Origin of the sequence: Acinetobacter sp. YH01020, from assembly GCF_013420275.1 — a bacterium.
In the GTDB taxonomy this organism is placed as follows: Bacteria; Pseudomonadota; Gammaproteobacteria; order Pseudomonadales; family Moraxellaceae; genus Acinetobacter; species Acinetobacter amyesii.
In genome coordinates this window covers 40,300-63,488 of record NZ_VOYN01000010.1, presented here as the reverse complement: position 1 = coordinate 63,488, position 23,189 = coordinate 40,300, and the positions used below count along the sequence as shown (strand labels likewise).

27 protein-coding genes and 1 riboswitch are annotated in these 23,189 nt (G+C 40.5%); of the genes, 10 read left to right on the top strand and 17 right to left on the bottom strand.

Annotation, left to right across the window (positions count from 1 at the left end):
* Positions 1-62 precede the first annotated feature (62 nt).
* Positions 63-563, top strand: coding sequence for a hypothetical protein (locus tag FTT85_RS06170; protein WP_218947560.1), 501 nt, complete (start codon positions 63-65; stop codon positions 561-563).
* Positions 564-673: 110 nt separating this feature from the next.
* Here FTT85_RS06170 and FTT85_RS06165 read toward each other — a convergent pair whose 3' ends face one another.
* Complete coding sequence (locus FTT85_RS06165; protein WP_180183118.1) at positions 674-2,305, bottom strand: PT dipeptide repeat lipoprotein; 1,632 nt, start codon at positions 2,303-2,305, stop codon at positions 674-676.
* Positions 2,306-2,375: 70 nt separating this feature from the next.
* Positions 2,376-2,771 (bottom strand): hypothetical protein, encoded by a 396-nt coding sequence (locus FTT85_RS06160; RefSeq protein WP_078191381.1) that lies wholly within the window; start codon positions 2,769-2,771, stop codon positions 2,376-2,378.
* A 152-nt stretch (positions 2,772-2,923) separates the two neighbouring features.
* On the opposite strand from FTT85_RS06160, the gene FTT85_RS06155 reads away from it, so the two are divergent.
* The 3 genes from FTT85_RS06155 to FTT85_RS06145 all read left to right on the top strand — a co-directional run bounded on the left by FTT85_RS06155 (position 2,924) and on the right by FTT85_RS06145 (position 5,626).
* The gene (locus tag FTT85_RS06155) at positions 2,924-4,120 is read left to right on the top strand and encodes a cupin-like domain-containing protein (RefSeq protein ID WP_180183117.1); all 1,197 of its coding nucleotides are present in this window, start codon (positions 2,924-2,926) and stop codon (positions 4,118-4,120) included.
* Positions 4,121-4,191: 71 nt separating this feature from the next.
* A complete protein-coding gene (locus tag FTT85_RS06150; protein WP_180034460.1) occupies positions 4,192-4,995 on the top strand; it encodes a DUF6502 family protein in 804 nt (267 codons plus the stop codon).
* The gene (locus tag FTT85_RS06145; protein WP_180183116.1) at positions 4,982-5,626 is read left to right on the top strand and encodes a hypothetical protein; all 645 of its coding nucleotides are present in this window, start codon (positions 4,982-4,984) and stop codon (positions 5,624-5,626) included. The genes FTT85_RS06150 and FTT85_RS06145 overlap by 14 nt, the downstream gene beginning before the upstream one ends.
* A gap of 119 nt (positions 5,627-5,745) precedes the next feature.
* Here FTT85_RS06145 and FTT85_RS06140 read toward each other — a convergent pair whose 3' ends face one another.
* The 6 genes from FTT85_RS06140 to rpoD all read right to left on the bottom strand — a co-directional run bounded on the left by FTT85_RS06140 (position 5,746) and on the right by rpoD (position 12,312).
* Positions 5,746-7,143 carry an APC family permease gene (locus FTT85_RS06140; RefSeq protein ID WP_111885298.1) on the bottom strand — a complete coding sequence of 466 codons (1,398 nt, stop codon included), beginning with the start codon at positions 7,141-7,143 and terminating at the stop codon, positions 5,746-5,748.
* 265 nt (positions 7,144-7,408) lie between these two features.
* The gene (locus FTT85_RS06135) at positions 7,409-8,593 is read right to left on the bottom strand and encodes an iron-containing alcohol dehydrogenase (protein WP_111885299.1); all 1,185 of its coding nucleotides are present in this window, start codon (positions 8,591-8,593) and stop codon (positions 7,409-7,411) included.
* A gap of 3 nt (positions 8,594-8,596) precedes the next feature.
* Positions 8,597-9,130, bottom strand: a complete 534-nt coding sequence (locus FTT85_RS06130) for a hypothetical protein (protein WP_180011534.1) — start codon at positions 9,128-9,130, stop codon at positions 8,597-8,599.
* A gap of 75 nt (positions 9,131-9,205) precedes the next feature.
* Positions 9,206-9,865 (bottom strand): lipoyl(octanoyl) transferase LipB, encoded by a 660-nt coding sequence (gene lipB / locus FTT85_RS06125; RefSeq protein ID WP_180183115.1) that lies wholly within the window; start codon positions 9,863-9,865, stop codon positions 9,206-9,208.
* Positions 9,866-10,007: 142 nt separating this feature from the next.
* Positions 10,008-10,295, bottom strand: coding sequence for a YbeD family protein (locus FTT85_RS06120; RefSeq protein ID WP_078192402.1), 288 nt, complete (start codon positions 10,293-10,295; stop codon positions 10,008-10,010).
* 127 nt (positions 10,296-10,422) lie between these two features.
* Positions 10,423-12,312: an RNA polymerase sigma factor RpoD gene (rpoD, locus tag FTT85_RS06115; RefSeq protein WP_180156182.1), complete on the bottom strand. Its 1,890-nt coding sequence runs from the start codon at positions 12,310-12,312 to the stop codon at positions 10,423-10,425.
* A 399-nt stretch (positions 12,313-12,711) separates the two neighbouring features.
* On the opposite strand from rpoD, the gene FTT85_RS06110 reads away from it, so the two are divergent.
* Positions 12,712-12,921 carry a PA3496 family putative envelope integrity protein gene (locus tag FTT85_RS06110; protein ID WP_078191373.1) on the top strand — a complete coding sequence of 70 codons (210 nt, stop codon included), beginning with the start codon at positions 12,712-12,714 and terminating at the stop codon, positions 12,919-12,921.
* A 67-nt stretch (positions 12,922-12,988) separates the two neighbouring features.
* Complete coding sequence (locus tag FTT85_RS06105) at positions 12,989-13,513, top strand: YecA family protein (RefSeq protein ID WP_078191372.1); 525 nt, start codon at positions 12,989-12,991, stop codon at positions 13,511-13,513.
* Between the two features lie 80 nt (positions 13,514-13,593).
* Here the strand turns inward: FTT85_RS06105 and FTT85_RS06100 are convergent, their stop codons facing one another.
* The 6 genes from FTT85_RS06100 to FTT85_RS06075 form a co-directional block, all read right to left on the bottom strand.
* Positions 13,594-13,848: an ABZJ_00895 family protein gene (locus FTT85_RS06100; RefSeq protein ID WP_180183114.1), complete on the bottom strand. Its 255-nt coding sequence runs from the start codon at positions 13,846-13,848 to the stop codon at positions 13,594-13,596.
* Entirely contained in the window at positions 13,833-14,009 is a 177-nt protein-coding gene (locus FTT85_RS06095; RefSeq protein WP_180183113.1) for a hypothetical protein, read from the bottom strand. The genes FTT85_RS06100 and FTT85_RS06095 overlap by 16 nt, the downstream gene beginning before the upstream one ends.
* Before the next feature lie 124 nt (positions 14,010-14,133).
* Positions 14,134-14,544 (bottom strand): ABZJ_00895 family protein, encoded by a 411-nt coding sequence (locus tag FTT85_RS06090; RefSeq protein ID WP_180183112.1) that lies wholly within the window; start codon positions 14,542-14,544, stop codon positions 14,134-14,136.
* A gap of 21 nt (positions 14,545-14,565) precedes the next feature.
* The gene (locus tag FTT85_RS06085; RefSeq protein ID WP_180183111.1) at positions 14,566-15,177 is read right to left on the bottom strand and encodes a DedA family protein; all 612 of its coding nucleotides are present in this window, start codon (positions 15,175-15,177) and stop codon (positions 14,566-14,568) included.
* A gap of 362 nt (positions 15,178-15,539) precedes the next feature.
* A complete protein-coding gene (locus FTT85_RS06080) occupies positions 15,540-15,836 on the bottom strand; it encodes a hypothetical protein (protein ID WP_180023226.1) in 297 nt (98 codons plus the stop codon).
* 194 nt (positions 15,837-16,030) lie between these two features.
* Complete coding sequence (locus FTT85_RS06075; protein ID WP_180183110.1) at positions 16,031-16,963, bottom strand: rhodanese-related sulfurtransferase; 933 nt, start codon at positions 16,961-16,963, stop codon at positions 16,031-16,033.
* Between the two features lie 188 nt (positions 16,964-17,151).
* On the opposite strand from FTT85_RS06075, the gene FTT85_RS06070 reads away from it, so the two are divergent.
* Both FTT85_RS06070 and FTT85_RS06065 read left to right on the top strand, forming a co-directional pair.
* Positions 17,152-17,640 (top strand): DUF1289 domain-containing protein, encoded by a 489-nt coding sequence (locus tag FTT85_RS06070; protein ID WP_078191447.1) that lies wholly within the window; start codon positions 17,152-17,154, stop codon positions 17,638-17,640.
* Between the two features lie 61 nt (positions 17,641-17,701).
* Entirely contained in the window at positions 17,702-18,313 is a 612-nt protein-coding gene (locus FTT85_RS06065; protein ID WP_180183109.1) for a LysE family translocator, read from the top strand.
* Positions 18,314-18,400: 87 nt separating this feature from the next.
* Here FTT85_RS06065 and ribB read toward each other — a convergent pair whose 3' ends face one another.
* Positions 18,401-19,060 (bottom strand): 3,4-dihydroxy-2-butanone-4-phosphate synthase, encoded by a 660-nt coding sequence (gene ribB, locus FTT85_RS06060; RefSeq protein ID WP_078191365.1) that lies wholly within the window; start codon positions 19,058-19,060, stop codon positions 18,401-18,403.
* A gap of 103 nt (positions 19,061-19,163) precedes the next feature.
* Positions 19,164-19,317, bottom strand: a riboswitch (FMN riboswitch).
* 170 nt (positions 19,318-19,487) lie between these two features.
* Here ribB and FTT85_RS06055 point away from each other — a divergent pair.
* Together FTT85_RS06055 and FTT85_RS06050 are read left to right on the top strand one after the other, a co-directional pair.
* Positions 19,488-21,329 (top strand): DUF2157 domain-containing protein, encoded by a 1,842-nt coding sequence (locus FTT85_RS06055; protein ID WP_180183108.1) that lies wholly within the window; start codon positions 19,488-19,490, stop codon positions 21,327-21,329.
* A complete protein-coding gene (locus tag FTT85_RS06050) occupies positions 21,329-21,946 on the top strand; it encodes a GDYXXLXY domain-containing protein (RefSeq protein ID WP_180183107.1) in 618 nt (205 codons plus the stop codon). The genes FTT85_RS06055 and FTT85_RS06050 overlap by 1 nt, the downstream gene beginning before the upstream one ends.
* 122 nt (positions 21,947-22,068) lie before the next feature.
* Here the strand turns inward: FTT85_RS06050 and panD are convergent, their stop codons facing one another.
* Both panD and pth read right to left on the bottom strand, forming a co-directional pair.
* Entirely contained in the window at positions 22,069-22,449 is a 381-nt protein-coding gene (gene panD / locus FTT85_RS06045) for an aspartate 1-decarboxylase (RefSeq protein ID WP_078192181.1), read from the bottom strand.
* Positions 22,450-22,599: 150 nt separating this feature from the next.
* The gene (pth, locus tag FTT85_RS06040) at positions 22,600-23,175 is read right to left on the bottom strand and encodes an aminoacyl-tRNA hydrolase (protein ID WP_168378106.1); all 576 of its coding nucleotides are present in this window, start codon (positions 23,173-23,175) and stop codon (positions 22,600-22,602) included.
* Between the last annotated feature and the right edge of the window lie 14 nt (positions 23,176-23,189).

The window sequence follows — 23,189 nt, the reverse complement described above, 5'->3', positions numbered from 1 at the left end:
TCAGCATCAATATAAAAATGTGTATAAGAACACTGTGAAGAAATAAAACGGGTACTTAAAACTTGAAATCTATAAATTTAAAAGCTTTTGGTGTCGTGATTGCGACCGGATTCATTTCATCAATGAGTTGGGCTAATCCAACCGTATCGAACACAACAGAACAGACACCAGTGACCGTCACTGCTACTACAGAAAATGTTCCAGTTGTACCGAAGGTTGAGGTAATCAAGCCTTTTACTAAGGCTGAAATCAAGCAGGGCATGCTGGAAATGCAGCAAAGACAAAATCAGCGTATTGAGGAATGGGGAAAAACACTAAAAGCCGACGATTTTGAACGTTCATGGTATGGTGGTCGTCAATTGAAAAAGTCCAAGCGTCAGGAAGTTTGCGGGATCTATCAGGGTTTAGTGAATGAAACCTATGGGTTGGCACAAAAAAATAAAGCAAGATTGAGTCAAGCGGATCAAAAACAAATATCAGACCGCAACCAATTTATTCAAAGCTTAGGTTATGAAAATAATATCGTTGATACCAAGATGGGTTTTAATTGCCGCTTAAAATAAGTGATTTTTATCACTGCTTTGATTTATGTGAATGATCCATGTCCTTGATGTAAAAAATAAAGGACATGGAAAAGCTTAAGTACTTTTAAAAGCTCGAGAAACCTAGTGAATTAATCAATTAAATTAAAGTCACTCAGTTCTGTTTGCAGATGTTTTGGATTGTTTGCAAACAGCAGTTGACTACTAGTGTATAACCAACCGAGTTGACCTTGCTGCTGAAGACGTTTCAGCAAGACATCGTTAAACGTCGACGTTGCAAAGACAGTTTCGCTAAAGACTTTAAACTCACCGACATTAGTGTTTTCACTGTCTTTCATAAACAGCATGCCGTTTTTGGTGGTTGAACTCATATCTAAAGCACGGCTGACTAAGCGGTAACCGTCTTTAGCTTGCTCATCAATCAATGCCTGTAATTTTAAGCTGCGCTCTAGACTATTGCTGCCGGTTGGGTAAGTTTTATAGCGATAGCTGTAGGTGCCATGGTGTGTGCTGCTATTCATACAGGTTGCAACTTTAGGACTATTTTGTTTGCCGTTCAGAATTTCAGGTCGTAAACCTGTGAAATAGCTTTTGAACTGAATAATACGGCAGCCTTGGGCACCCAGTGTATTGAGCATGGTTTCCAGTTGCACTGGGTCAACGAGTGGGGAAACATAGCCGCTGTCATAGGTGTATGTCGCGGTATCGTTTTCTTTTTTAATGAAATAATCTTTGAAATTCAGGGCATTGGTTGGTCTGACGCTATGCAAGTATTGATAGCCTGATTTGCCTTTTTCATTTAACTGATTACGCCATGTAAAATATATGTCAGCGGTAGAGGGTGCTGCACGGTCTGCAACAATATGATTGAAACGCGTATTTTCATTGGCAAGTTTCATGTAGCTATTAACATTACCATTGTCCAGAGTTTTAGTATCATAGCCAATTAACTTATAACCGCTTTGTCCCATTGTATTGAGCTGAGCCAAGAAGTTTACTGTGTCGGTGGTATTAATAAAATTCTCAGACTTAAAATCTGCAGTTGTGATTTTGGTTTTCGGTTTTAAATTGGTGAAGAATTCATTGGAATTTTTTGTATAGCAGCGGCTGTCCTTGAGTGGGTCGGTAATTAGACCTCGTTGCATGATGATATAGCTTGGATTTGAAATCGTCGCGTTAATTACACAGAAAGAATGATTATTTAAAAAAGTTAAAACGCGGTTGCTCGTCGCGCCACCTCTGACTGGTTGAAACTTAATCGAATGATATTCAAAGTTATTTAGTGTTGCAGCCGGCTGTATTTCACTTATAACCATGTCATGAAGTAATTGATAGCGTTTGGAAACAAATTCACCGCTGCAAGTTTTACTTGAACTATTGTGTACCGCATATTTTAGTTCTTCGTTCACTGCACTGACTGAGTTTTCACTGGTTTTATGAATTGAAATTTGTGGTAAATCGCAATTATTGTTACCGAGGGCAGAATTCCCTTGAATCCATTCTCCTGTGAATTTATCCGCTACAGTTGTTGGTGTTGGTGTTGGTGTTGGTGTTGGTGTTGGTGTTGGTGTTGGTGTTGGTGTTGGTGTTGGTGTTGGTGTTGGTGTTGGTGTTGGTGTTGGTGTTGGTGTTGGTGTTGGTGTAGGTGTAGGTGTAGGTGTAGGTGTAGGTGTCGCGCCATCATCATTGGAGCTTGATCCACCACAGCCCACCAATGTCGTAAATACAGCAGCGATAATGCTGATTTTGTGATTATTATTCATGACTAGTGCTCAATAGAGTAAAGTTGTTATGTACGGCTGATGCGGTTGTATAAACATTTAAAATCAAGATTTATTGAACAAGGTGTGATTCAATCCAGCCATTGCCATGTTCTGTAGTGACTTCTATCAAACCTGTTTTAGTCATGTTTCCCGCAAAAATAATATCTGCATTTTTTGACAGTTTATTAATAACTTGGCTCGATTTATCGGCAGTTTGATAAAGCGGTAGATTATTAATTTTAGGTCTAAGTTGCTGTCCCATACTGAAACCATTTGCAGCATAACTTGAGTTAGTCGTGGCCCGACTACCTGTCCATTCTTTTGCGGTATTCGATACTTCTTTGGATGTTTCATTAAATTGATTCAGCGTATTTCTTAAATCACGCATGGTATCGGCAAAACCTGCATATACCGGTATTGAAGCTAAAGACAGACTGCTAACGATGACTAAATGACGAATTTTCATGAACTTTCTCCTTTACTTTGTTATGTCATTCCGCGTGATATTTGACGGATTCATAACATTCGCGGTGTTTAAATAATTATAAAATGCGAAAATTTAGCATTTTAAAAATAGATCATTTATACTTCACTTGTAAAGAGGGTGGAGTGGTGAAGATGAATTTAGAAAGCCAGAGTGAACATCTAAAGCAAAGTAAAAATTGGTATCAGTCCTTACCGACGGAATGGCAAAATTGGTTGAATGAAAATATTGAAAATGGTTGCGATGTACAGAAAATAAGTCTAATTTTACAATCACATGGATTAAGCCCAAGGGCGGATCAATACTTATTTTCTGATGCAGACCAACTTTCAGAACAGCTGCAAAATGAACTTTTGGAATACAGTCTTGAGGGCTTAGAAACAGATGAAATTTTAGAAAAAATTAAGCAAAAAAATATTTCAAATCATTTGATCATTCAGTTTCTAAAGCGTGTAAACAATAACGTAATTTTTAAAAAACTGAAGCAAGTACAGCAACAGCAGAATAAACAGCGTTGGCTATTACAGGTGATGGGTCAATTGAATCAATTGAACGACCACAGTCCATCCACAATCGATTGCATAGAAACACCTGATTTTGAAACATTTATAGAGCGGTATTATAGCCAGATGCGACCAGTCATTTTAAAAAGTGGGATACAACATTGGCCTGCACTGCATAAATGGAGTCCTGATTATTTTGCACAGCATTTTGAAAATGAGTTGGTTGAAGTCCAGATGCATCGTGAGCAGCATCAAGATTTTGAAAAAAAATCGGTACAATTGAAACGTATTATTCTGATGCAAGATTTTGTCGCACAAATTAAAGCCACTAAGCACAGCAATGACATTTATTTAACTGCGAATAACGCCGCTCAAAATAAGCAATTTATGCAAAAGATTAGTGAAGATCTAGGTGACTTCGCCAAAGGTTATTGTCAAAACGAGATCAAAGATCGACATTTTTTATGGTTTGGCCCTGCAGGCACATTTACACCACTGCATTATGACTTAACCAATAATATGTTGGCACAAATCTATGGACGTAAAAAAGTGACTTTGATTCCTGCATGGCAAATGCCGTATATGTATAACGATCATTGGGTATTCAGTCAGGTTTCAGACGTCGCAAAGGCTGATCTAGCAGACTATCCATTGTTAGAAAAAGTGACGCCATTTGAGTGCATTTTGCAACCTGGAGAAACCTTATTTATCCCAATTGGCTGGTGGCATAGTGTTGAAAGTTTAGATATATCGATCAGTGTTTCATTTACGCATTTTAATGTAAATAATCATTTTTTTACTGAATATCCTCAAGATCTCATCAGATGAAAATTGTGAAGTAGATTAAATAATGCGAAAATTTCACCTACAGAGTATTTCTTTATTTGTTGGCTAATTGCATGACTAAACTGCCGCTGGACGATGCCCAATTCAATTTACAGCAAGTGCTGCTTTTAATGGGATATTTAAGTGAATGGCTCATTCGTTCAGGTGTGGGCTATACGGAGTTTACTGCTGCATTGAAGCCGATATTTTATGAACAGGCAGAGCTGGAACTGGCGCGCATTGAGCAAAAACCGACAATTTCAGCGATCAGTTTGCTGTCTGGCCTGCACCGTAAAGATGTCACCGCTTATAAGCAGACTGTACAGGCGGGTAAGGCGCTGACTGAAGCGCCGGTCTCAGAACCGATCAGCGTGCCGTCCAGAGTTGTTGGCCTATGGCTGGCTGAAGGCTGGAAAGAGACTTTGCCTTTTTACAGCGAAACCGAAAACAGCTTTGAACATCTGGTGAAACGGGTATCTACAGAACGCCACCCGCGTTCTGTCTTGAATGAACTGATCCGTTTAGGGGTCGTCACTGAGCAAGCAGAGAATGTATCGCTGCAAAAAGGCCAGTTTATTCCTGACCCCTCATTGCAGGAAGCCCGGAAAATTTTGACAGCTAATTTGAGCGCGCATTTGGCTTCAGGCTTACATAATTTGTTTCAAAATACAGGTGATACTTATCTGGAACAGGCAATTTGCGCAGATGAATTAACTGAAGAATCAATTAAAATTTTACATAATGAAAGCCTGAAATTATGGCAAGAATATTCATTGCGCTTATTAAAAATAGCATCGGAAAGATGCGCTATAGATGAAGGAAAGCCTGATGCGACACAAGCCTTCAGATTTGGAGTTTATCAGCATGACCGTGAGTAAGCCGCTCAAGCTGTTCAGTATTTGCATGCTTTTCGCAGCAATGTCAGGATGCGGGGATTTATTTGGCGCAGGAGGCGTCAGCTTAGAAGGGACAGGCAACGGCAAGCCGACCGTGCCGGGCATGGGAAATGCCGGTGAGGATAAAACAGATAAAGTAGCGGATTCAGATTATAAGCTGAATCTGTCATTGGGAGCATCAGCGGTAGATTCCTGCAATTTAGTGATTCGTGAATTGCAGTTCATCAATACCGCATCCGATACCGCGGTGTTTCAAAATTCAGTGATCCCTGTGAACTTTGATAAAGACGGCATTGTGCCGGTCACAGTGCAGCTGACTTTGGAAAACGCCAATGCGTCCGCTGTGGAAATTGAATATGCGCATTGCGATGTGCCGCTAATGCTGCAGAATGCCGCTGCGGATGTGCAGTATTTTCCGGCGCGCGAATGCAGCGCAATGAAAACAGAGCTGCTGGCTTCGGATGAAATACGCAGTTTTAGGCTGAATTACAGTCTGGATACAGCTATGCAAGGCAATTGGAGTGTGCACAGCAAGCTGAAAATGAGTGTGCCGGGACAGCCAGCAGAACAGTGTGAACCGCTGCTGCTGCCGATAAGCCTGACATTGAAATGATCAGGTGCAAATCATGCAGGGAAGTATATGCAGCCTGCTGAACCGCTGCATCTGAATCAATAAAATACAACATAAAAAAAGGCGCTTTAAGCGCCTTTTTTGTTTAGAGATAAACTTGATTAGAATTTATCATCAAATTCGTTATGTTGCGGGGCAGGGTGTTTAAAACCTTTGGTTTTATAACCAAGGTATAAAATACCAAACATTGCCCACCATAAACCGTATTTCAATGCAGTTTCTTCAATTTCCAACCACATTGCAAAGATACTGATAAAGCCAAGCATTGGAATAACGACAAAGCTAAAAATATCTTTGGCTGTTTTTGTGCGGCCATCACGTAGCGCATAACGTGAAATCACAGATAAGTTCACGAAAGTAAAGGCTGTCAATGCACCAAAACTAATCATCGAAATGACAATATCAAGATTCATAAAGCCCGCAGTTAATGCAACCGCACCTACGATCATGATGTTGTACGATGGTGTGAAGTTTTTCGGACTAATATGACCAAAAATCTTTTTGTTAATGACGCCATCACGACCCATTACATACATCAGACGTGATACGCCAGCGTGTGCAGAAATACCTGATGCCATTACTGTCACAATCGCAAAAGTTAACACATAGGATTGGAACAGTGAGCCGCCGACGAGCAAGAGTATCTCTGGCTGTGTTTCAGCAATATTCTTGAAATAGTTACCTGGCTCAGCAGGGAAGAACAGCTGCATGAAGTAGGTACTAATAATGAAGATAATCCCTGCGATTAAAGCAGTTAAGAAAATCGCTTTCGGCAGTGTTTTCTCAGTATCTTTGGTTTCTTCTGCCAATGAACTTAATGAGTCAAAACCAGTGAACGAGAAGCACAGTAATGTTGCACCTGTAATCAGCGCACCCACAGACGTCAGCTCATTCCAAAATGGCTCAAGGCTCCATAATTGGTAGCGTTCTGCCGCAGAAATCGGGCCATCAGCATTGAAGCCCATTTGAAGCTTGCTGTAGACCATCCACGTGAAAATACCAATTACTAATAACTGCACAAGTACAATCAGGCTGTTGAAGTTAGCAACAAAACGCGCGCCGCGTAAGTTAATTCCAGTCATGAATGCTGTCAGTACAATGACCCATACCCAGTGGTTTACTGTTGGAAATAGTGCTTCAAGGTAAATCACTGCAAGAATAATATTCACCATTGGAGACAGCAGGTAATCTAGCCATGACGACCAACCGACCATGAAACCTACGTTCGGGTGAATGGATTTTTGAGCATAGGTATACGCCGAACCCGATGATGGATAGCGACGGATCATATGTCCATAACTGATAGAGGTAAACAAAATTGCAATCAGGGCAATAATGTAAGATGTCGGCACGTGTCTATGACTTTCTTCAGAAACTAGACCGAAGGTATCGAACAAGGTCATCGGCTGAATGTAAGCCAAACCAATAATAATAATGTGCCAGAGTCCAAGCGTTTTTTGCAGTTTAGCTGCCGATTGAGTCCCAGAGATATTTGTCAACGGCGTTATCCTCTTATCGTTGATCAAGGATCAGTCATATTCTAAGGATCGTTTGAGACGAACGATCCCCCCTACGTTTTAAAACAAAAGTGCGCCAATCTACTCCAAATTGGTACATTTTGTCAGTAACTTTGAAATTATTTTTAGCAGAAATTATGCCAGTTTGATTAAAAAATAACTGATATTGCGTTCTGCAAGTGAAAAGCCCGATGTTTAAAAAAACATCAGGCTTAATTTTTCGCTATATTCGCTTATTTTTCAGCAATTACCAAGCTTTTTTTAGAATAGTTTTAAGGTCTTCTAAGCTGGCTTCTTTAGGATTATAAATAATAGATCCATCATTCAGTGCTTTCTCTGCCACTTCATCTAATTGAGCTTCAGTCACTTTACCTGTTTCACTCAAAGTACGTGGTAATTTGGTCAAACTAAACAAGCGGTCACGCATGGCTAAAAGCGTTGAAATGGCTTTTTCAGCGCGGAGGTTGGCCGGTGTTTGTGCATAAATATCAGGACCAGCCAGTGGTAATAGCAATTCAGCAATCTTATCGCCATTCACTTCTTTGTTGTATTCCAACACATACGGCAAGAATAAATTCATGCATAATCCATGGGGCAGGTGAGCAACAGCACCTAAAGCATGACCCAATGAGTGGACTAATCCAACCATCGAATTCGAAAATGCAATTCCTGCCATTGTAGAAGCTTGTGCAAGTTCTAAGCGCCCATGTGCATCGCTGGTATTATCTAATACACCAAATAAGCTATTGCTAATTTTCTTGATTGCGGCAGTTGCATAGGCATCTGAAATCGGGTTCGCCGCCATGCACGTATAGGCTTCAATGGCATGCGTCATCGCATCCATCGCTGTCATTGCTGTAAGATGAGGTGGCAAAGTTTGCGTCATACGTGGGTCAAGAATTGCCGCATGTGGCATCAAATAATTCGATGCAAAGGCCATTTTTACATTCTTTTCAGGGTCAGAAACCACAGCGACCATAGTCACTTCTGAACCTGTCCCTGAGGTTGTTGGAATCACAAAAAATGGTTTTAAAGGTTTTGGTAAGTTGTGCGCACCTGAGTATTTCAGTAAGTCATCACCACCTTCAGATACCAAGATGTTGGTTGCTTTAGAGGTATCAATCACTGAACCGCCACCGACGGCAATAATGGCATCACATTGGTTGTCGCGGTAAAGTTGAGCTGCTTTACGTACGGTTTCTAAACTTGAGTCTGGCGGAACATCATCAAAAATATAGCCAATCACCGTCTCGGTACTTTCAAATGCCGCTTCAATCGGTGCAAGTAATTGATTACTGCGAACACCTTTGTCAGTAATGATCATGGGGCGTTTAGCACCCAAAGTAGACAGTTCAAATGGGATGTGTTCTAAAGCAGCATGGCCAGCAATCACTTTTACAGGACAGAAAAATTCGTAATATGGTTTAGCCATGTGTTATGCGCTCCGTTTTAAATAAGACTGGGCTACTTTTAAATAAATATTTGCAGCACCGCTCAGTTTTTCTTTTAGGCTTAAATGTGTTGGATATTCTTTGACAGCCAATTCAGCCACCAATTTAGGTAAAATTAACGCTTCCATTTTGTTGAGACAACGCACCAGTCGGATGGCATAAGACAAATCACCATCGGCGATCATGCGGTCATTGGCAAAGGCTTGTGCGGTACTTTCTTGAAATGAGAAGACCAAAAAGGCATGATTCAAATGCTTAAACGTAATGGTTAAGTCAGGCTTTTGAGTGCCGGGTGTGAGGAGTTTGAGTTGATGGTCTTCCGTAACTTGCGCGACAAATGCAGCACCATTAGGAAAAACATTCATAGATAAAATAAAATTAACTGGAAATTTAGCAACTTCTTGTTTAATTTCTTCATCGACCTGGCTCGCCATGACCAGACCTCTGCCAATCACATCCATCATGAGTTTGACATAGGCCTGTTGGAGCGCGGGTTTAACGGATTTAGTTGCAATCACGTGTACATCCCTTATCTATAATTATTAATTTAGAGCTTTTACTCTAAATTATTTTATTTGAGAAAGCAAAGTCTTTTATAGTTGTTTGACTGTTACGTCTTTAAAGTAACCACTGTTTTTCAAAGTATCAATGATATCGACGCATAAGTTTTCAAATTTAGGGTAATCTTGCACCAAATCTTGTATACGCACCATTTCTAATCCAGCATAGCCACATGGATTAATGGTATGAAAACCAAATAGATCACAATCGATATTCAGTGCCAAACCGTGATAACTGCGGCCTTTACGAATTTTAAAACCGAGAGAACCAATTTTGCGTTCTGCAACATAAACACCGGGTGCATCAGGCTTGGCATAAGCGTCGATGCCGTACTTTTTCAGCAGTTCGATCATCAAGTTTTCTGCATAGGAAACCAGCGTACGCACGTTCCAACCTAAGCGATTTAAGTCAAACATGAAATAAGCCACCAACTGACCCGGTCCATGCCAAGTGACTTGTCCACCACGGTCTGTTTGTACCACAGGGATGTTACTTTGCACCAAAATATGTTCAGGCTTGCCAGCTTGCCCCTGAGTTAATACATCGGGATGTTGCAATATCCACAGCTCATCAGGTGAGTTTTCATCTCGCTGTTCAGTTAGAGTTTTCATCTCTAAAAAGCGGTCTGCATAAGGGGTAAGGTGGTTATATTGACGAATGATTAATTCGGGTTTTTGAACAGTTTCAGTCACGCGCGTTGCGTCCTTTATGGTCAAACATAGAGTTTTATTATAATGAATTGGCAGAATAATGGGGGCGTTGAACGGTTTGAGTTGTAATTTAATGCTCTATTTTCACATAAAAAAACACGCTCGAAAGCGTGTTTTTCAGTACTTACAGTGCTGTCTTAATTAATGGACAAGCTGCAAGGTCTGCATAAACTGCGTGAACTTGTTCAAGCTCTTCAAAACGAAGATTTGCTGTTACTGAATGGTATTTACCTGTACGTGAAGGCGTTACAGTCATTTCACTGCCGTCAAATTCAGGAAAATGTTTAACGAAAATATCATTTACTGCCTGACGGAGTTCCGCGCCTGCAAGACCAATCAGTTTAATTGGATAATCCATCGGGAACACCCAAAGATGCTCTTGCAATTCACGTGAAGGAGCGCGATTAGTCATATCAGTCATGGGACACCTCATTAGAAAAAATACCTGCAATGAGCAGGTATTTTGTATTGTTTTGCTACATGCTCATATTATGGGGGAGAACCCCCCATATTCAAGCCTGCATTATCCTATAGATAGATTAGTCATTCTCAAGGAAAGAACGTAAGTGTTCAGAACGAGAAGGATGACGTAATTTACGTAAAGCTTTTGCTTCAATCTGACGAATACGTTCACGTGTTACGTCAAACTGTTTACCCACTTCTTCCAAGGTATGGTCGGTTGGCATATCGATACCGAATCGCATTTTCAAGACTTTCGCTTCACGTTCAGTCAAGTTTTCAAGAACTTCACGTGTTGCTTCTTTTAAGCCTTCTGACGTTGCAGCGTCAATAGGAGAGGTGATATTACCGTCTTCAATGAAGTCACCAAGATGCGAATCTTCATCATCACCAATTGGTGTTTCCATTGAAATTGGTTCTTTCGCGATTTTAAGCACTTTACGAACTTTCACTTCGTCCATTTCTAGACGTTCACCTAATTCTTCTGGTGTAGGTTCACGACCCATTTCTTGAAGAAGTTGACGAGATACACGGTTGATCTTGTTAATGGTTTCGATCATGTGTACTGGAATACGAATGGTACGTGCTTGGTCGGCAATCGAACGCGTAATCGCCTGACGAATCCACCATGTTGCATAAGTCGAGAACTTATAACCACGACGATATTCGAATTTATCCACCGCTTTCATCAAGCCAATGTTACCTTCTTGGATCAAGTCGAGGAATTGCAAACCACGGTTGGTGTATTTTTTCGCAATCGAAATTACCAAACGTAAGTTAGCTTCAACCATTTCCTTTTTCGCACGGCGAGCTTTCGCTTCACCAATCGACATACGTTTAGAAATGTCTTTGATGCCTTTAACATCTAAACCAAGTTCTTTCTCGATGTCAGCGATTTTTTGTTGGAATGCCAGAACGTCAGGGCGGACTTTTTCAAGATAGCCTTTCATTTCTGCAGGTGCTTTAGCAATTTGTTCATCTAACCAAGCAAAGTTAGATTCTTGACCTGGGAAAGACGTACGGAATTGAGTACGGTCCATACGACCACGACGTACTGCATAGCGCATAACTTCACGTTCAGAAGTACGGATTTGGTCATGGGTATTACGAATCAAATCAGAGATGATGTCGAATAAACGTGGTGTGAATTTGAACATCATGAACACAGTTGCAAGTGCTTCAAGTGCAGCAGCAGCTTCTTTACTGTTACGCCCATGTTTTTCAATTGCAGCTTTAGTGACTAACCATGCTTGTTCAAGCTCAGTGAAACGTGCTTTAGCAATTTCAGGATCTGGACCAGATTCGCCTTCAGAATCATCATCACCTTCAGACTCTTCTTCTTCATCGTCATCATCAAGTTTGACATCTTTAGTTGGCTTGCTGGTTGACGCTTCATCTTCATCGATCTCAGAATCATCTTCGTCGATCACTTCAGGGATGGCTTCGTCAGATTCTGGATCTAAATAACCAGAAAGAATATCCGCTAGACGGCGTTCACCCGCTTCATAATCTTTATATTCTTGTAAAACAACTTCGACTGCATTTGGCCAATAAGCAATAGAATGTAAAACGTCACGAATACCTTCTTCGATGCGTTTTGCAATGCTAATTTCGCCTTCACGTGTCAAAAGCTCAACTGTACCCATTTCGCGCATATACATACGCACAGGGTCAGTGGTACGACCGGGTTCATTTTCAACAGATGCAAGTACAGCAGCGGCTTCTTCTTCAGCAACTTCGTCAGTCGCTTCGCTGCCACCTTCAAACATTGTATCGTCAGTTTCTGGTGCACGATCATGTACCGGAATACCCACGTCATTCAACATCTGAATGATGTCTTCAATCTGTTCACTTTCAGTGATTGAGTCCGGGAGATGATCGTTAACCTCGGCGAAAGTTAGGTAACCTTGCTCTTTGCCTCGGCTAATCAGAGCCGCTACTTGAGAAGTAGGGGAAGTCATATCGCTCATCTTTGCTTACTCTTCGTTGAATCTGTGGCAGTAAAAAACCGTGCATTTTAGCACGATCGTCTCATTAAATCTTGTTAATAGCTGGCTTATCCCATTAGGACGGTACAGCATCAAGCTGTCCAATGAGATATTAAAAATTTAAATTCAGTAATTTAGGTGGGGCTGAAATTGTTGTTTTCAAGTTCATCCCATGCATCGATTATTTTACGAGTCATCTCTGACTGTCATAAAAAAGAAGGACGCAGGGTGGATTATATCATGCCACAGGTTTTGGTAAGAAAAAAAGACCTATTTTTAAAGTTTAGTTGTTAAAAAAACAAATAAAACTTGACAATATTTTATATCCCATATAAATAGCGGCTAGACCCCTTCAATTTTTTTCATTATGAGGTAGTTTTGGTGTCTTCTACAGATTTTGAACTAGATGATAACTACGGTGATGATGATGTGAATTTCGATGAGGCCAGTGCAAAAACTAGCGCGAAAGAATCGTTAGAAAAGCGCCGACTTATTGATGACCTTCTGGCTCAGCGCCGTCTTGAACGTGAGCTTAAAGATTTTGATTACGACATCGACGATGACGATGATTTTGATGACGAAGAAGACTAAATAGCGATTTAGCATAGCGCTTGAAAATGCTATGCTTACGCATTAAGTTTCTAACTCTGGATTTGAAATGAGTGCTTTAGATTTAGACCTTTTGAGTGACTATCTAGACGGCGATGACAACGAGCATGGTCTAGATTTTGCAGCGACTCATGGTTTTTTATGTGCAATTGCAGTAGGCCCAGCTTTTGATAAATGGCTAGACGAACTTTTTGATAACAATCAGAAAAAAGTACCTGCTGAAATTATTGCACAAGTAAAAGCATGGCTCGAATCGATTCGTCAGAATCTTGCCAATGAAGATGGTATTGAATTTCCATTTGAAATTGAAGAGGCCGATGTTGAATCAAGTCTTGGTGACTGGAGTGTTGGCTTCGTGGATGCCATGTTCCTAAACGAAGATGCATGGTTCACCGACGAGTTTGAAGAACAATTGGTAGATTTAACTTTGCCAATCATGGTGTTCAGCGGCATTGATGAAGAAGATCCACAAATGGAATCTTTCCGTCGTAATGGTCAGTTGATGGATGAACTTGCAGAAGAAATCCCAACCAATTTGAACGAATTATATTTGATGTATCACACACCAAATTAATTTCGACGAAATTTAAAAAAAGCACCTTGGGGTGCTTTTTTTAGCGCTATACCTTTTCAATTCAAAGTTAGTCTAAAGGCTTAACTACGTTTGGCTTTTAAGAAGCTCTTTGCCATCCATCCAAAAGATAAAGCCAACATGAGATAATGGATGAATAAGGTAAAGCTGATAGCAAGCAGCCAGACCCAAGCGGGTAATTGCGTTAGCGCCATTTGAATAAAGGCTTGGGTTTCAGGGAAGATCAAGAGACAAATGACAGTCGCGACGACACTAATCAGTACGGAAGCTAAAATACAGCTCCAAATCAAAGTTCGCTTTTCTAACTTATTTGGCACTCGCTGATGGTCTTTAACAAAGCTAGATGCTGCACAAGACCGCCCACGATGAGACAGGTAATAGATGAACCACCAGGTAAATCAAAGAAAGATTCGATGGCTGCGACAGCAACCATGGCGAGTGCATAAGCAATGCTAAATGTGATGATGTATTTTTTCATTATTTAATGTTCATGTTTTCATTATATAAAGTGCGAGTATAACTTACCTGAAGTGTCTTCACTGAATTTTAACTTTCATTGAAGTGGTGATGATTTAAATTTTAACGCAATACATTGAAAAAATTTATAATTTTTTAGCGCAATAGTCTGCATACCAACCATAGGCAATATGAAATATCGTGCCATGAATGGCGACCATGCAGAGCATAATTACAGCAGTTAGCCCAATGCCTGCATGATCTACAGACTTCATAATGCTTTCGGCATTGGGATTCATCAGCACCAAGAACAGCACAAAAAAGCTACCAATGATGATTGCAACGGCACTGGAGCCCCAAACCAGTTGGATCTTTTCATGGTTGCTAGGCACACGTTGTTCTTTCTTTACAAAATGCCCAACGCTGATTAATGCACATGCCACCAATGTAGGAATTAATGTAATACCACCAAGATTTAATCCAAAAATTAATACGGTAATCAAAAGCACCAAGGTGATGCTATAAACAGCAGCAAAGTGTAGGAGATAGTGTTTCATTTAAGCCCCAAAAACAAAAAATTAACGAGATCGACGTTGATGTCGGCGATACAAAATCCAAGCAATAATGATGACTGTGATCAGAATAATCACATGGCCAACTTTACTAAATATTTGCTGCATTAACTGCTGATTTTCACCTAAATAAAAGCCCACACAGGCTAAAAAGGTGGTCCAAATAATCGTACCTAAGCCACTATAAAACATGAACTTCCAAAATGGCATGCGGCTCATTCCAGCAGGAATACTAATAAGAGAACGCACAGCCGGAATCATCCGGCCAAAAAATACTATGCGGTGACCGTATTGCTCAAACCATGCTAGAGATTTTTTTACATCTGCCGATTTGATAAATAAATACTTTCCATAGCGATCGACGAAGTGAAAGATAGATTCATGCTTAAATTTATAGCCAATCCAATACAGCAATGCAGCCGCCAGTAAAGAACCGACACAACCTGAAATAATGACACCAATGAGCAGTAGTTGACCTTGGGAGGCAGAATAGCCAGCCGAGGGCATAATGATTTCAGAGGGGATTGGGGGGAAGACATTGTCAAGAAACATGAGTAGGGCAATACCGAGATAACCCAATTGTTCCATGATTGAAATGATCCATTCAGTTAAAGTCATGGTAGCTAAGGCAGAGAAAAGGTGTATTTATCCTATGTTGAAAAGCGCAGTGGGTAAAGTTCCGTTTTAAATATTCCTGAAACCACCTAAGTAAAACAACAAATATTGAGTTCATCTTGTATTAAGTAGTACGTAGGCTGAATTAGAAGGAAAAGTATGAATACGTGATGGCATTAAGCAATGCTGAATGATATAAGGTTGAATAATTGAAAGGCTTGGATCATAGTTTTTATAGTATTGAGTGTACGCTGTTCAGTTTGGATTTTATTTAGATTTCGGAGCTTTAGCAGCTTTAAAAATCGTTTTATGTACTGAACAGCGTAGGACAAAGTTGCAATAAGTAGCGTTGCAAGGTGCATAAATTAATCATCATGTTCCATATTTAACAGTGTGTGAATATAGACTTGGCGTAAGCTCAGAGATAAAGCAAATGGAATCACACAAAGTCCAAGAATGTTGAGCATAGTGGGTTGTAAGTGCAATGTATAAGCAATAAATAAGGCAAAAATTGCACCAATGCATGTAGCAACACTGACTATCAAAATATGCGACTGTTGGTTAAGGAGGTGTTTTAATTCTCCTACACTTTCTTTTACACGGGGAGCGGGTAAAGCAAGGCGCCTTGAGGTTGCAATTGGAGAGTTGATTAATTTTGGCATAATGCTTTCCTTTTCAATTATCTATAATGATTTTCTCGGATCAATTGATCAGAATAAGCATAAATGCGCGAACTGATTCTCGTAAATAACCAGATATAGTTATTTTGTCAAAAAAATTAAGTCACTGTTGAGAATGCGTAAAAAAAGCCCTAAAAATAGGGCTTTTATTTATATATCGTTACAACAAATTTTCCTTAGAGACGCTTACGTTTTGCTGCCACAATTTGTGATTGACGCATACGGAAGCCTGCTTTTTGCTGTTCAGTAGTTTTGTCGATACAGTATTTGCATGATACGCCGTGTTCGTAGCTTGGAAGTTCAACTTCAGCAGGAGCCAGTGGCCAACCGCATGCGTGACATTTGATATTTTCGCCTTCTTCCATACCGTGAGTGACAGCAGTACGACCGTCAAATACGAAACATTCACCTTCCCACATGCTTTCTTCAACAGGGGTTTCTTCTAAATATTTTAAGATACCGCCTTTAAGGTGATAAACCTCATTAAAGCCTTCTTGAAGTAAAAGTGAGGTTGATTTTTCACAACGAATACCACCTGTACAGAACATAGCAATTTTCTTGTCTTTGTGCTGTTCAAGTTGGTTCTTCACGTAATCTGGAAATTCACGGAAGGTTTCAGTTTGTGGGTCAATCGCACCTTTGAAAGTACCTGCTTTAAACTCGTAGTCATTACGGGTATCAATCAAGATCACATCATCACGAGCAATCAGTTCGTTCCATTCTTTAGGATCAAGATAGTGGCCCACTAAATCACGTGGTTTCACTTCCACACCTAACGTCACGATTTCTTTTTTCAGTTTGATCTTCATTTTACGGAATGGTTTATCCGTACTATGCGATTCTTTGTATTCCATCGCATTAAAGCCTTCATTGAGAAGGAATTGATGGATGATATCTACAGATTTACGGTCACCGGCAACAGTACCGTTAATACCTTCACCTGCCACAATTAGAGTACCGCAAAGGTTGATGGTTTTTACCAAGTCTAAAAGACGTTGTTGAAGATCGGCAGGATCTTGAACTTCTTTGAATTGATAAAGTGCGGCAACAACCCAACCAGAGGTCGCTTGCTGTTCTACAGGTGCAAGCTGTTCTACAGTAGCGTTCATGGAGTACTCCAAGTGAATAAACAGGATAAAAATTAAGGCGCACATTCTACCGTGATTTGGATGAATAAGCGAGTAAAGCGATGGCTTTTAACCACACATTTGATCATAGCTTCATTTCAGTAGTTTTAGCGTGTATAGTCATGCCGAGTTGTTTTTATCCCATAAATATTGATTGAATGGAGCCGGTTTTGAGTACTGATCGTCGAATTGCCTCGTTAACCCCATGTGCAGGGCGTTGTTCTACGGTATTTGGTGATTCAGTCTGTCGTGGTTGCCGCCGCTTTAACCATGAAGTCATAAAATGGAATACCTATACAGCAGAGCAACACACTGCCATTTGGTGTCGTTTAGATGCGCAGTTAGATCAAATTTTAATACCGATGTTGCCGCAAGCAGATATCGTCCATGTCGAAGGCTTTGTTTTGTCTAAGCGAGTTCGCTTACGTCCAGATGCAAGCAAAGGCCGAAAACTGTATCACGCACTCAAGCTCTGCGAAAAAAACCGTCATTTCACAGATGACAGTGGACTCGGGATACATTACAAACAGGTACGACCGTTGTGGGATGAATTTGAGCGTCGCGTTTTGGCACTCGCCACAGCCAGCTATGATTTGGCATTTTTAAGAGCGGATGCCATTCGCTTACATTTATTGCAAAACATGGATGAAGAGGACTAAGTCCTCTTTTTTTATGTATGAAATTTATCGTGATGTAAAAAATAAGTGAAGGAATCTCAGCGTGAATTATTCGGAGTACTTTTTATATTGTGTGGCAGTCATTGTGATGATTGCAACACCTGGACCTGTGATGCTGTTGGTCGCAAGTGCAGGTTTACAAGGCGGCTATAAAAAGGCATTTCAAACCATTGTCGGGACGAATTTTGCTTCACTGATTTTGATTGTGCTGTCAGTGTGTATTTTAAAAGGCATTTTAAATGTGAATGCGTATTGGCTCGATGGCATCAAAATACTGGGTTGTTTATATATTGCTTATATTGGATTTGATATTTTAAAAGAAGTAACTATACAGCCCACTGCACAATCTCTGCAGTTAAAAGCAGCACAAGGGGGCTTTAAGAAAGGATTGATCGTGGGAATTTCAAATCCTAAGGATATTATTTTTTTCGCATCATTTTTTCCGCAGTTTGTAGGAATTACTCTTCATCTTAATCTGAGTTTAATTGTGTTGACCCTGAGTTGGATCGTTTTAGATTTCGCAACCTTGTCTTTGGTGTATTTGTCTTTTCATCGATTGTCGAAATCACGCTGGTATAAAAAATTGTTGGCACTGTGTGGGCTGATTTTAGTGGTAGTTGCCATCTACGGGATCTATAGCATATTCACGGTTTAATTCTTAACTTGAAATGTGCAGTAAAAAATAAAAAAGGCTGATTCAATCAGCCTTTTTATGAATGTGTAGAGCTTTAATTAATTCGCACTAGAGATTGTGCTGTAAACGATATTGCACAATTTCTTCAATGGTGAGTACAGTCAAATGATGGGTTTGTGCATACGCTAAAACTTGTACGCCATTCGCCATTGTGCCGTCTGGGTTGGTTAATTCACACAAAACACCTGCAGGTTTTAAACCGGCCAGACGTGCCAAATCAATAGTCCCTTCAGTATGTCCACGACGGGTCAATACGCCGCCTTCACGCGCACGTAAAGGAAAAACATGACCCGGACGGTTTAAGTCACTAGCCACAGCACCATCTTTAATTGCGGCTTTGACTGTAGTTGTTCGGTCTTTTGCTGAAACGCCAGTAGTAACACCTTCCGCAGCTTCAATGGTGACAGTAAAGGCAGTTTTAAAATGGCTAGAGTTATCAGACACCATGGGTGGAAGTTCTAAATGATTGGCTTGAGCATCGGTTAAACACAGGCAGACAATTCCTGAACCGTCACGAATCATACGTGCCATGGTTTCTACAGTGAGTGTTTCTGCAGCAACAATCAGGTCGGCTTCATTTTCACGGTCAAAATCGTCCATGACTAAAACAGGCTTGCCTTGACGAATGTCTTCTAAGGCTTGCAGCATGCGCTGTTCTGCAGGTGGAAGGGCAGAAAAGAAAATTTCGGGTTGAATTAAACTAGACATTGAAACGCTCGCGTAAATTTTAGATACGGTTGAACATTTCAGGACATGTGAAATAGTGGCGTTACGATATATATTGAAAATGATCAATGATATAGAGATGTGACGTCGTCTTCTTTCATCCGGACTATACCGTCGGCTCAGGTATTGCACCTGATCTGCGAATCACGTTTAAACGATTGGCTCGTGGGCTTTTTGCAGGGCTTTCAACCCAGCAAATTTACCACCGGTGGGGAATTTCACCCCGCCCTGAAGCGATGTGTCTTGAGTATAGACCTGTTTGAGTGCTGATGGGGGATTATTGCTTAGAATCCTTTGCAAAATTTTAGATAAGTAATGTTATAAGATTGGATTTGTAAGCATTTATATAAAGTGTGTCAAAGCATGCTATCGTGCCGATAAATCAACCATGATTGCATAATGATAAAAAATGACGCTTCCTCAGCATTCTCAGCAGCAGAATATAAAGCTGCATCATTCACAGTTAGATCAAGAGTTTTCAACAGATTTGTTCCAAGCTGTACAGGTTATTCGGTATCTGCAAGTAATCGGTGTTGCACTGATAGCTGCCAGTTTCGTGTATTTGATCGCGGCAAACTGGTTGATGTTACCCAAATTTATTCAATTGGCAATTCCAATGTTGCTGTTGGTACTTAGTGCTGTGACGAGTGTATATTTTGCAAGGCATGCTTGGATTCAGCAAAGTTTAGATACTTTAAGCGGTTTGTTGCTTGGATTGTGTTTGGCTGTGATTGGGCAGGTCTATCAAACAGGTGCAGACAGTTATCTGTTGTTTTTGGTGTGGGCTTTGCTGCTTTTACCTTGGTTATATCGACCGAATATCGGAGTCTTTACGCTACTGTGTTTGATCAGTCAATTGGCATTATTTTTATATTTTAAACAAAGCTATTTAATCGTTGATCATTCATGGTGGTATTTACTCTGCATGAATATATTGACGGTAATATGTGTGACGTTTTGTTTGAAATATTATGCTGCGCTGCGCTTTGTATTTATAGCATTCATTACACTAATCTCGATGTATTGCATGTTTTTATACTGCGGAAATGGGGCAGATCAGTATCAATGGCAATATTTAATTTTTGCCTTGTTGCTTCCAATTTATCTGATTATCTATTTTTATCGACAACAGCGTGCATTAGAAACCAGTTTACAAGCCGCGGGTCTTGCCGCGAGTTTCAGTATTTTGATTTTCCAATGGGCAGAACATATTTTATCTGACTCGAGTGCAGGATTGTTGGTTTTTGCCTTGCTGATATTTGCTTGGTTTGCGGTGATCAGTTGGGCACTGATGAAATTTCTGCCACAGACTAAATTTGCGGTTATTCCTTTAGCGATTGGGGCATGGTTCGCAGGCATTATTTTATCGAGCTTATTGCTGACCTATTGGAAGGCGTTTTCAATCGTCATGGGCTTAGTTTTTGTGGCTGTGGCTTGGTGGTTGATTCGACGAGCTAAAAGTATCTTTAGTCGCCAATTTGCTTACTGCTTATGGGTATGTGGCCAATCTGCGGTCTTCATTCATACAGAGAGCTTAACCAATAGCATTTCGTTTATTTTAGTGTTGCAAATTGGCGTTATATTGCTCTGTTTGTTTAGTCGAATGCATTGGTTTATTTTTTTTATTCAACTCATTGCAGGATACGGCCTTGCAGTGGCCACACTATTTGATGCCGATCTTTTTATGAGCAATGAACATGTCATCTTAGCTGTGATTGGATTGCATTATATTCTACTGATTTTCTTGCTCGGGAGTGCAACAGCTTGGTTGCACTCGATGTATCGAAAAAGCATTGTGTTATGGATGTTATGCATCGTATTGGCGGGTGTGGTGTTGCAGACCTTGTCAAATAACGTTCTACAGTTTGAACAGACCCAAAATGGTGTTCTTGACCTGTTTGTCGGTTACCTGCTGCCTGTGGTTTGGCTTGGCCTTTACATCGCAAATCAGCAAAAACAGACGGGGCGCGAAAAATGGCTGTTACTGCTATTGGGCCTTGTGCTGATTGCGATGGGCTATTTTGAAATTTTCTTGTTATTGGTTTTATTGGCATGGGCGCAGGTCTATCAGCAATCTTTGGTTAAAGCCCTTTGCATCGTGTTGATCATTTTTAGCTTATGGATGCTGTATTACAATTTGGGTCTGAGTTTTTTATTGAAAAGTTTAACGATTTTGATTTCTGGTCTATTGTTGCTTGGTATCACCAAGATGTTATCTGCGATACAGCATAAACAAGGGGGAGATGTGTGATGAACATACTCAATAAAAAAATGCTTCCTATTGGTTTGGCTGTACTCAGTATTCTTTTATTTGTGCTGATGATTGCACGTCATGAATGGCATCTGGCAAACAGTCAGAGTATTTATGTAAAGCTGCAGCCTGTCGATCCACGCTCTTTGATTCAAGGTGATTATATGGCCTTGAATTATCAGCTCTATTTTGGTGGTCAGCCATCAAAAGAGCAATCTGCCAATGGGCAGGCTGCCAAAGTGAACGATGCTGAAAATTTACACCGTGACTATTTTGTCGATCAAAAAAGTATTGTGAGTTATGTGCAGTTTGATGCACAGCGTAGAGTGATTCGAACCAGTTTCAACCCAGAGTTGTTAGCGCAGTATCCAAGCTCTTCCACAAAACTGGTGCTCAAAAATCCTGACAATAGATTTGAGGGTTTATATCCCGCTGCGAGCAGCTTTTTATTTGCTGAAGGCTTGGAACCGTGCTATCGCGATGCGCAATATGCAGAGCTAAAGGTAGAAAATGGTCAGCCTTTGTTGGTGGGTTTGGTCGGAGAGCATTTACAGCCCTTTGATTGTAAACAAAACCAAGCATGGTGGAAGGGCCCGAGAGCAGGGGAGATAAGTTGAGCTGTTGAGTTGTATGTAGTGATATGCGTCTAATACTGAATTTTCGTAATCAATAATGCATAGTTCAGCCATAAAAAAGCCCGCAAAATTGCGGGCTTTTTAGAATCTTTAAATGCTTTAACTTATGCAACTTGAACTGGAATACAGTTCGCTGTGTGGTTCACAGTGTTGTTTGGGTTCGCGTAGACTAAACGTGGCTTATGTGCATTTGCTTCAGCTTCTGTGAAATCGCCAAAAGTTGCGATAATCATCAAGTCGCCAATATCTGCTTGGTGAGCAGCACCGCCATTTACAGAGATAATGCCAGAACCTTCTTCACCACGAATGGCGTAAGTGGTAAAACGCTTACCATTAGTCACGTTCCACATATGAATTTCTTCATATTCACGGATACCGGCTAAATCTAGAAGAATACCGTCAATTGCACAAGAACCTTCATAATGTAATTCTGCTTGTGTAACGACGCAACGGTGGATTTTAGCTTTTAATAAACGAGATAGCATGGCTAGCGTCTCCTTGGTAGACCTAAGATCGTATCTTATGGTGGAACAATCTCTTGAATGCTGGGTGAGCAGTCAAATGCAAGCGCATTTTGCTCTGAAATTATTCAGATGGCAATAAGTATTGTTCAACAATTTGTGGAATTGTCAGTTCTATTTGTAAGCATTGATCTGGTTCATGGCTTGCTGAATCTCACCACTTACCAACAATTTAGTACGTGATAAGGCATGTGCAATAGCATCATCCATTAAGCCTTGTTCACTACTTGGTGCTTTACCTAAGACATGGCCTGAGACACGTTCTTTAGAACCTGGATGACCAATACCAATACGTAAACGATGGAAATTTGGACCAATATGCGGGACGATATCGCGTAAACCATTATGACCACCATGACCACCGCCAGTTTTCAGGCGAATGACACCAGGGTTCATATCAAGTTCATCGTGTGCGATAAGCATTGCTTCAGGAGCAATTTGATAGAATTTGGCGAAGGGAACAACACTTTGACCAGAGAGGTTCATAAAGGTTGTAGGTAACAGCAGACGAACGTCTTGACCTTCGATATTACCACGACCACTGATGCCTTTATATTTAGGATCAGCTTTGAGTTGGATGCCATATTGTTCTGCAAGGCGTTCTACAAACCAGAAGCCTGCATTATGGCGGGTTTGGGCATACTCAGAACCTGGGTTACCCAAACCAACAATCAGTGAAAGTTTACTCACTCATTTACACCATT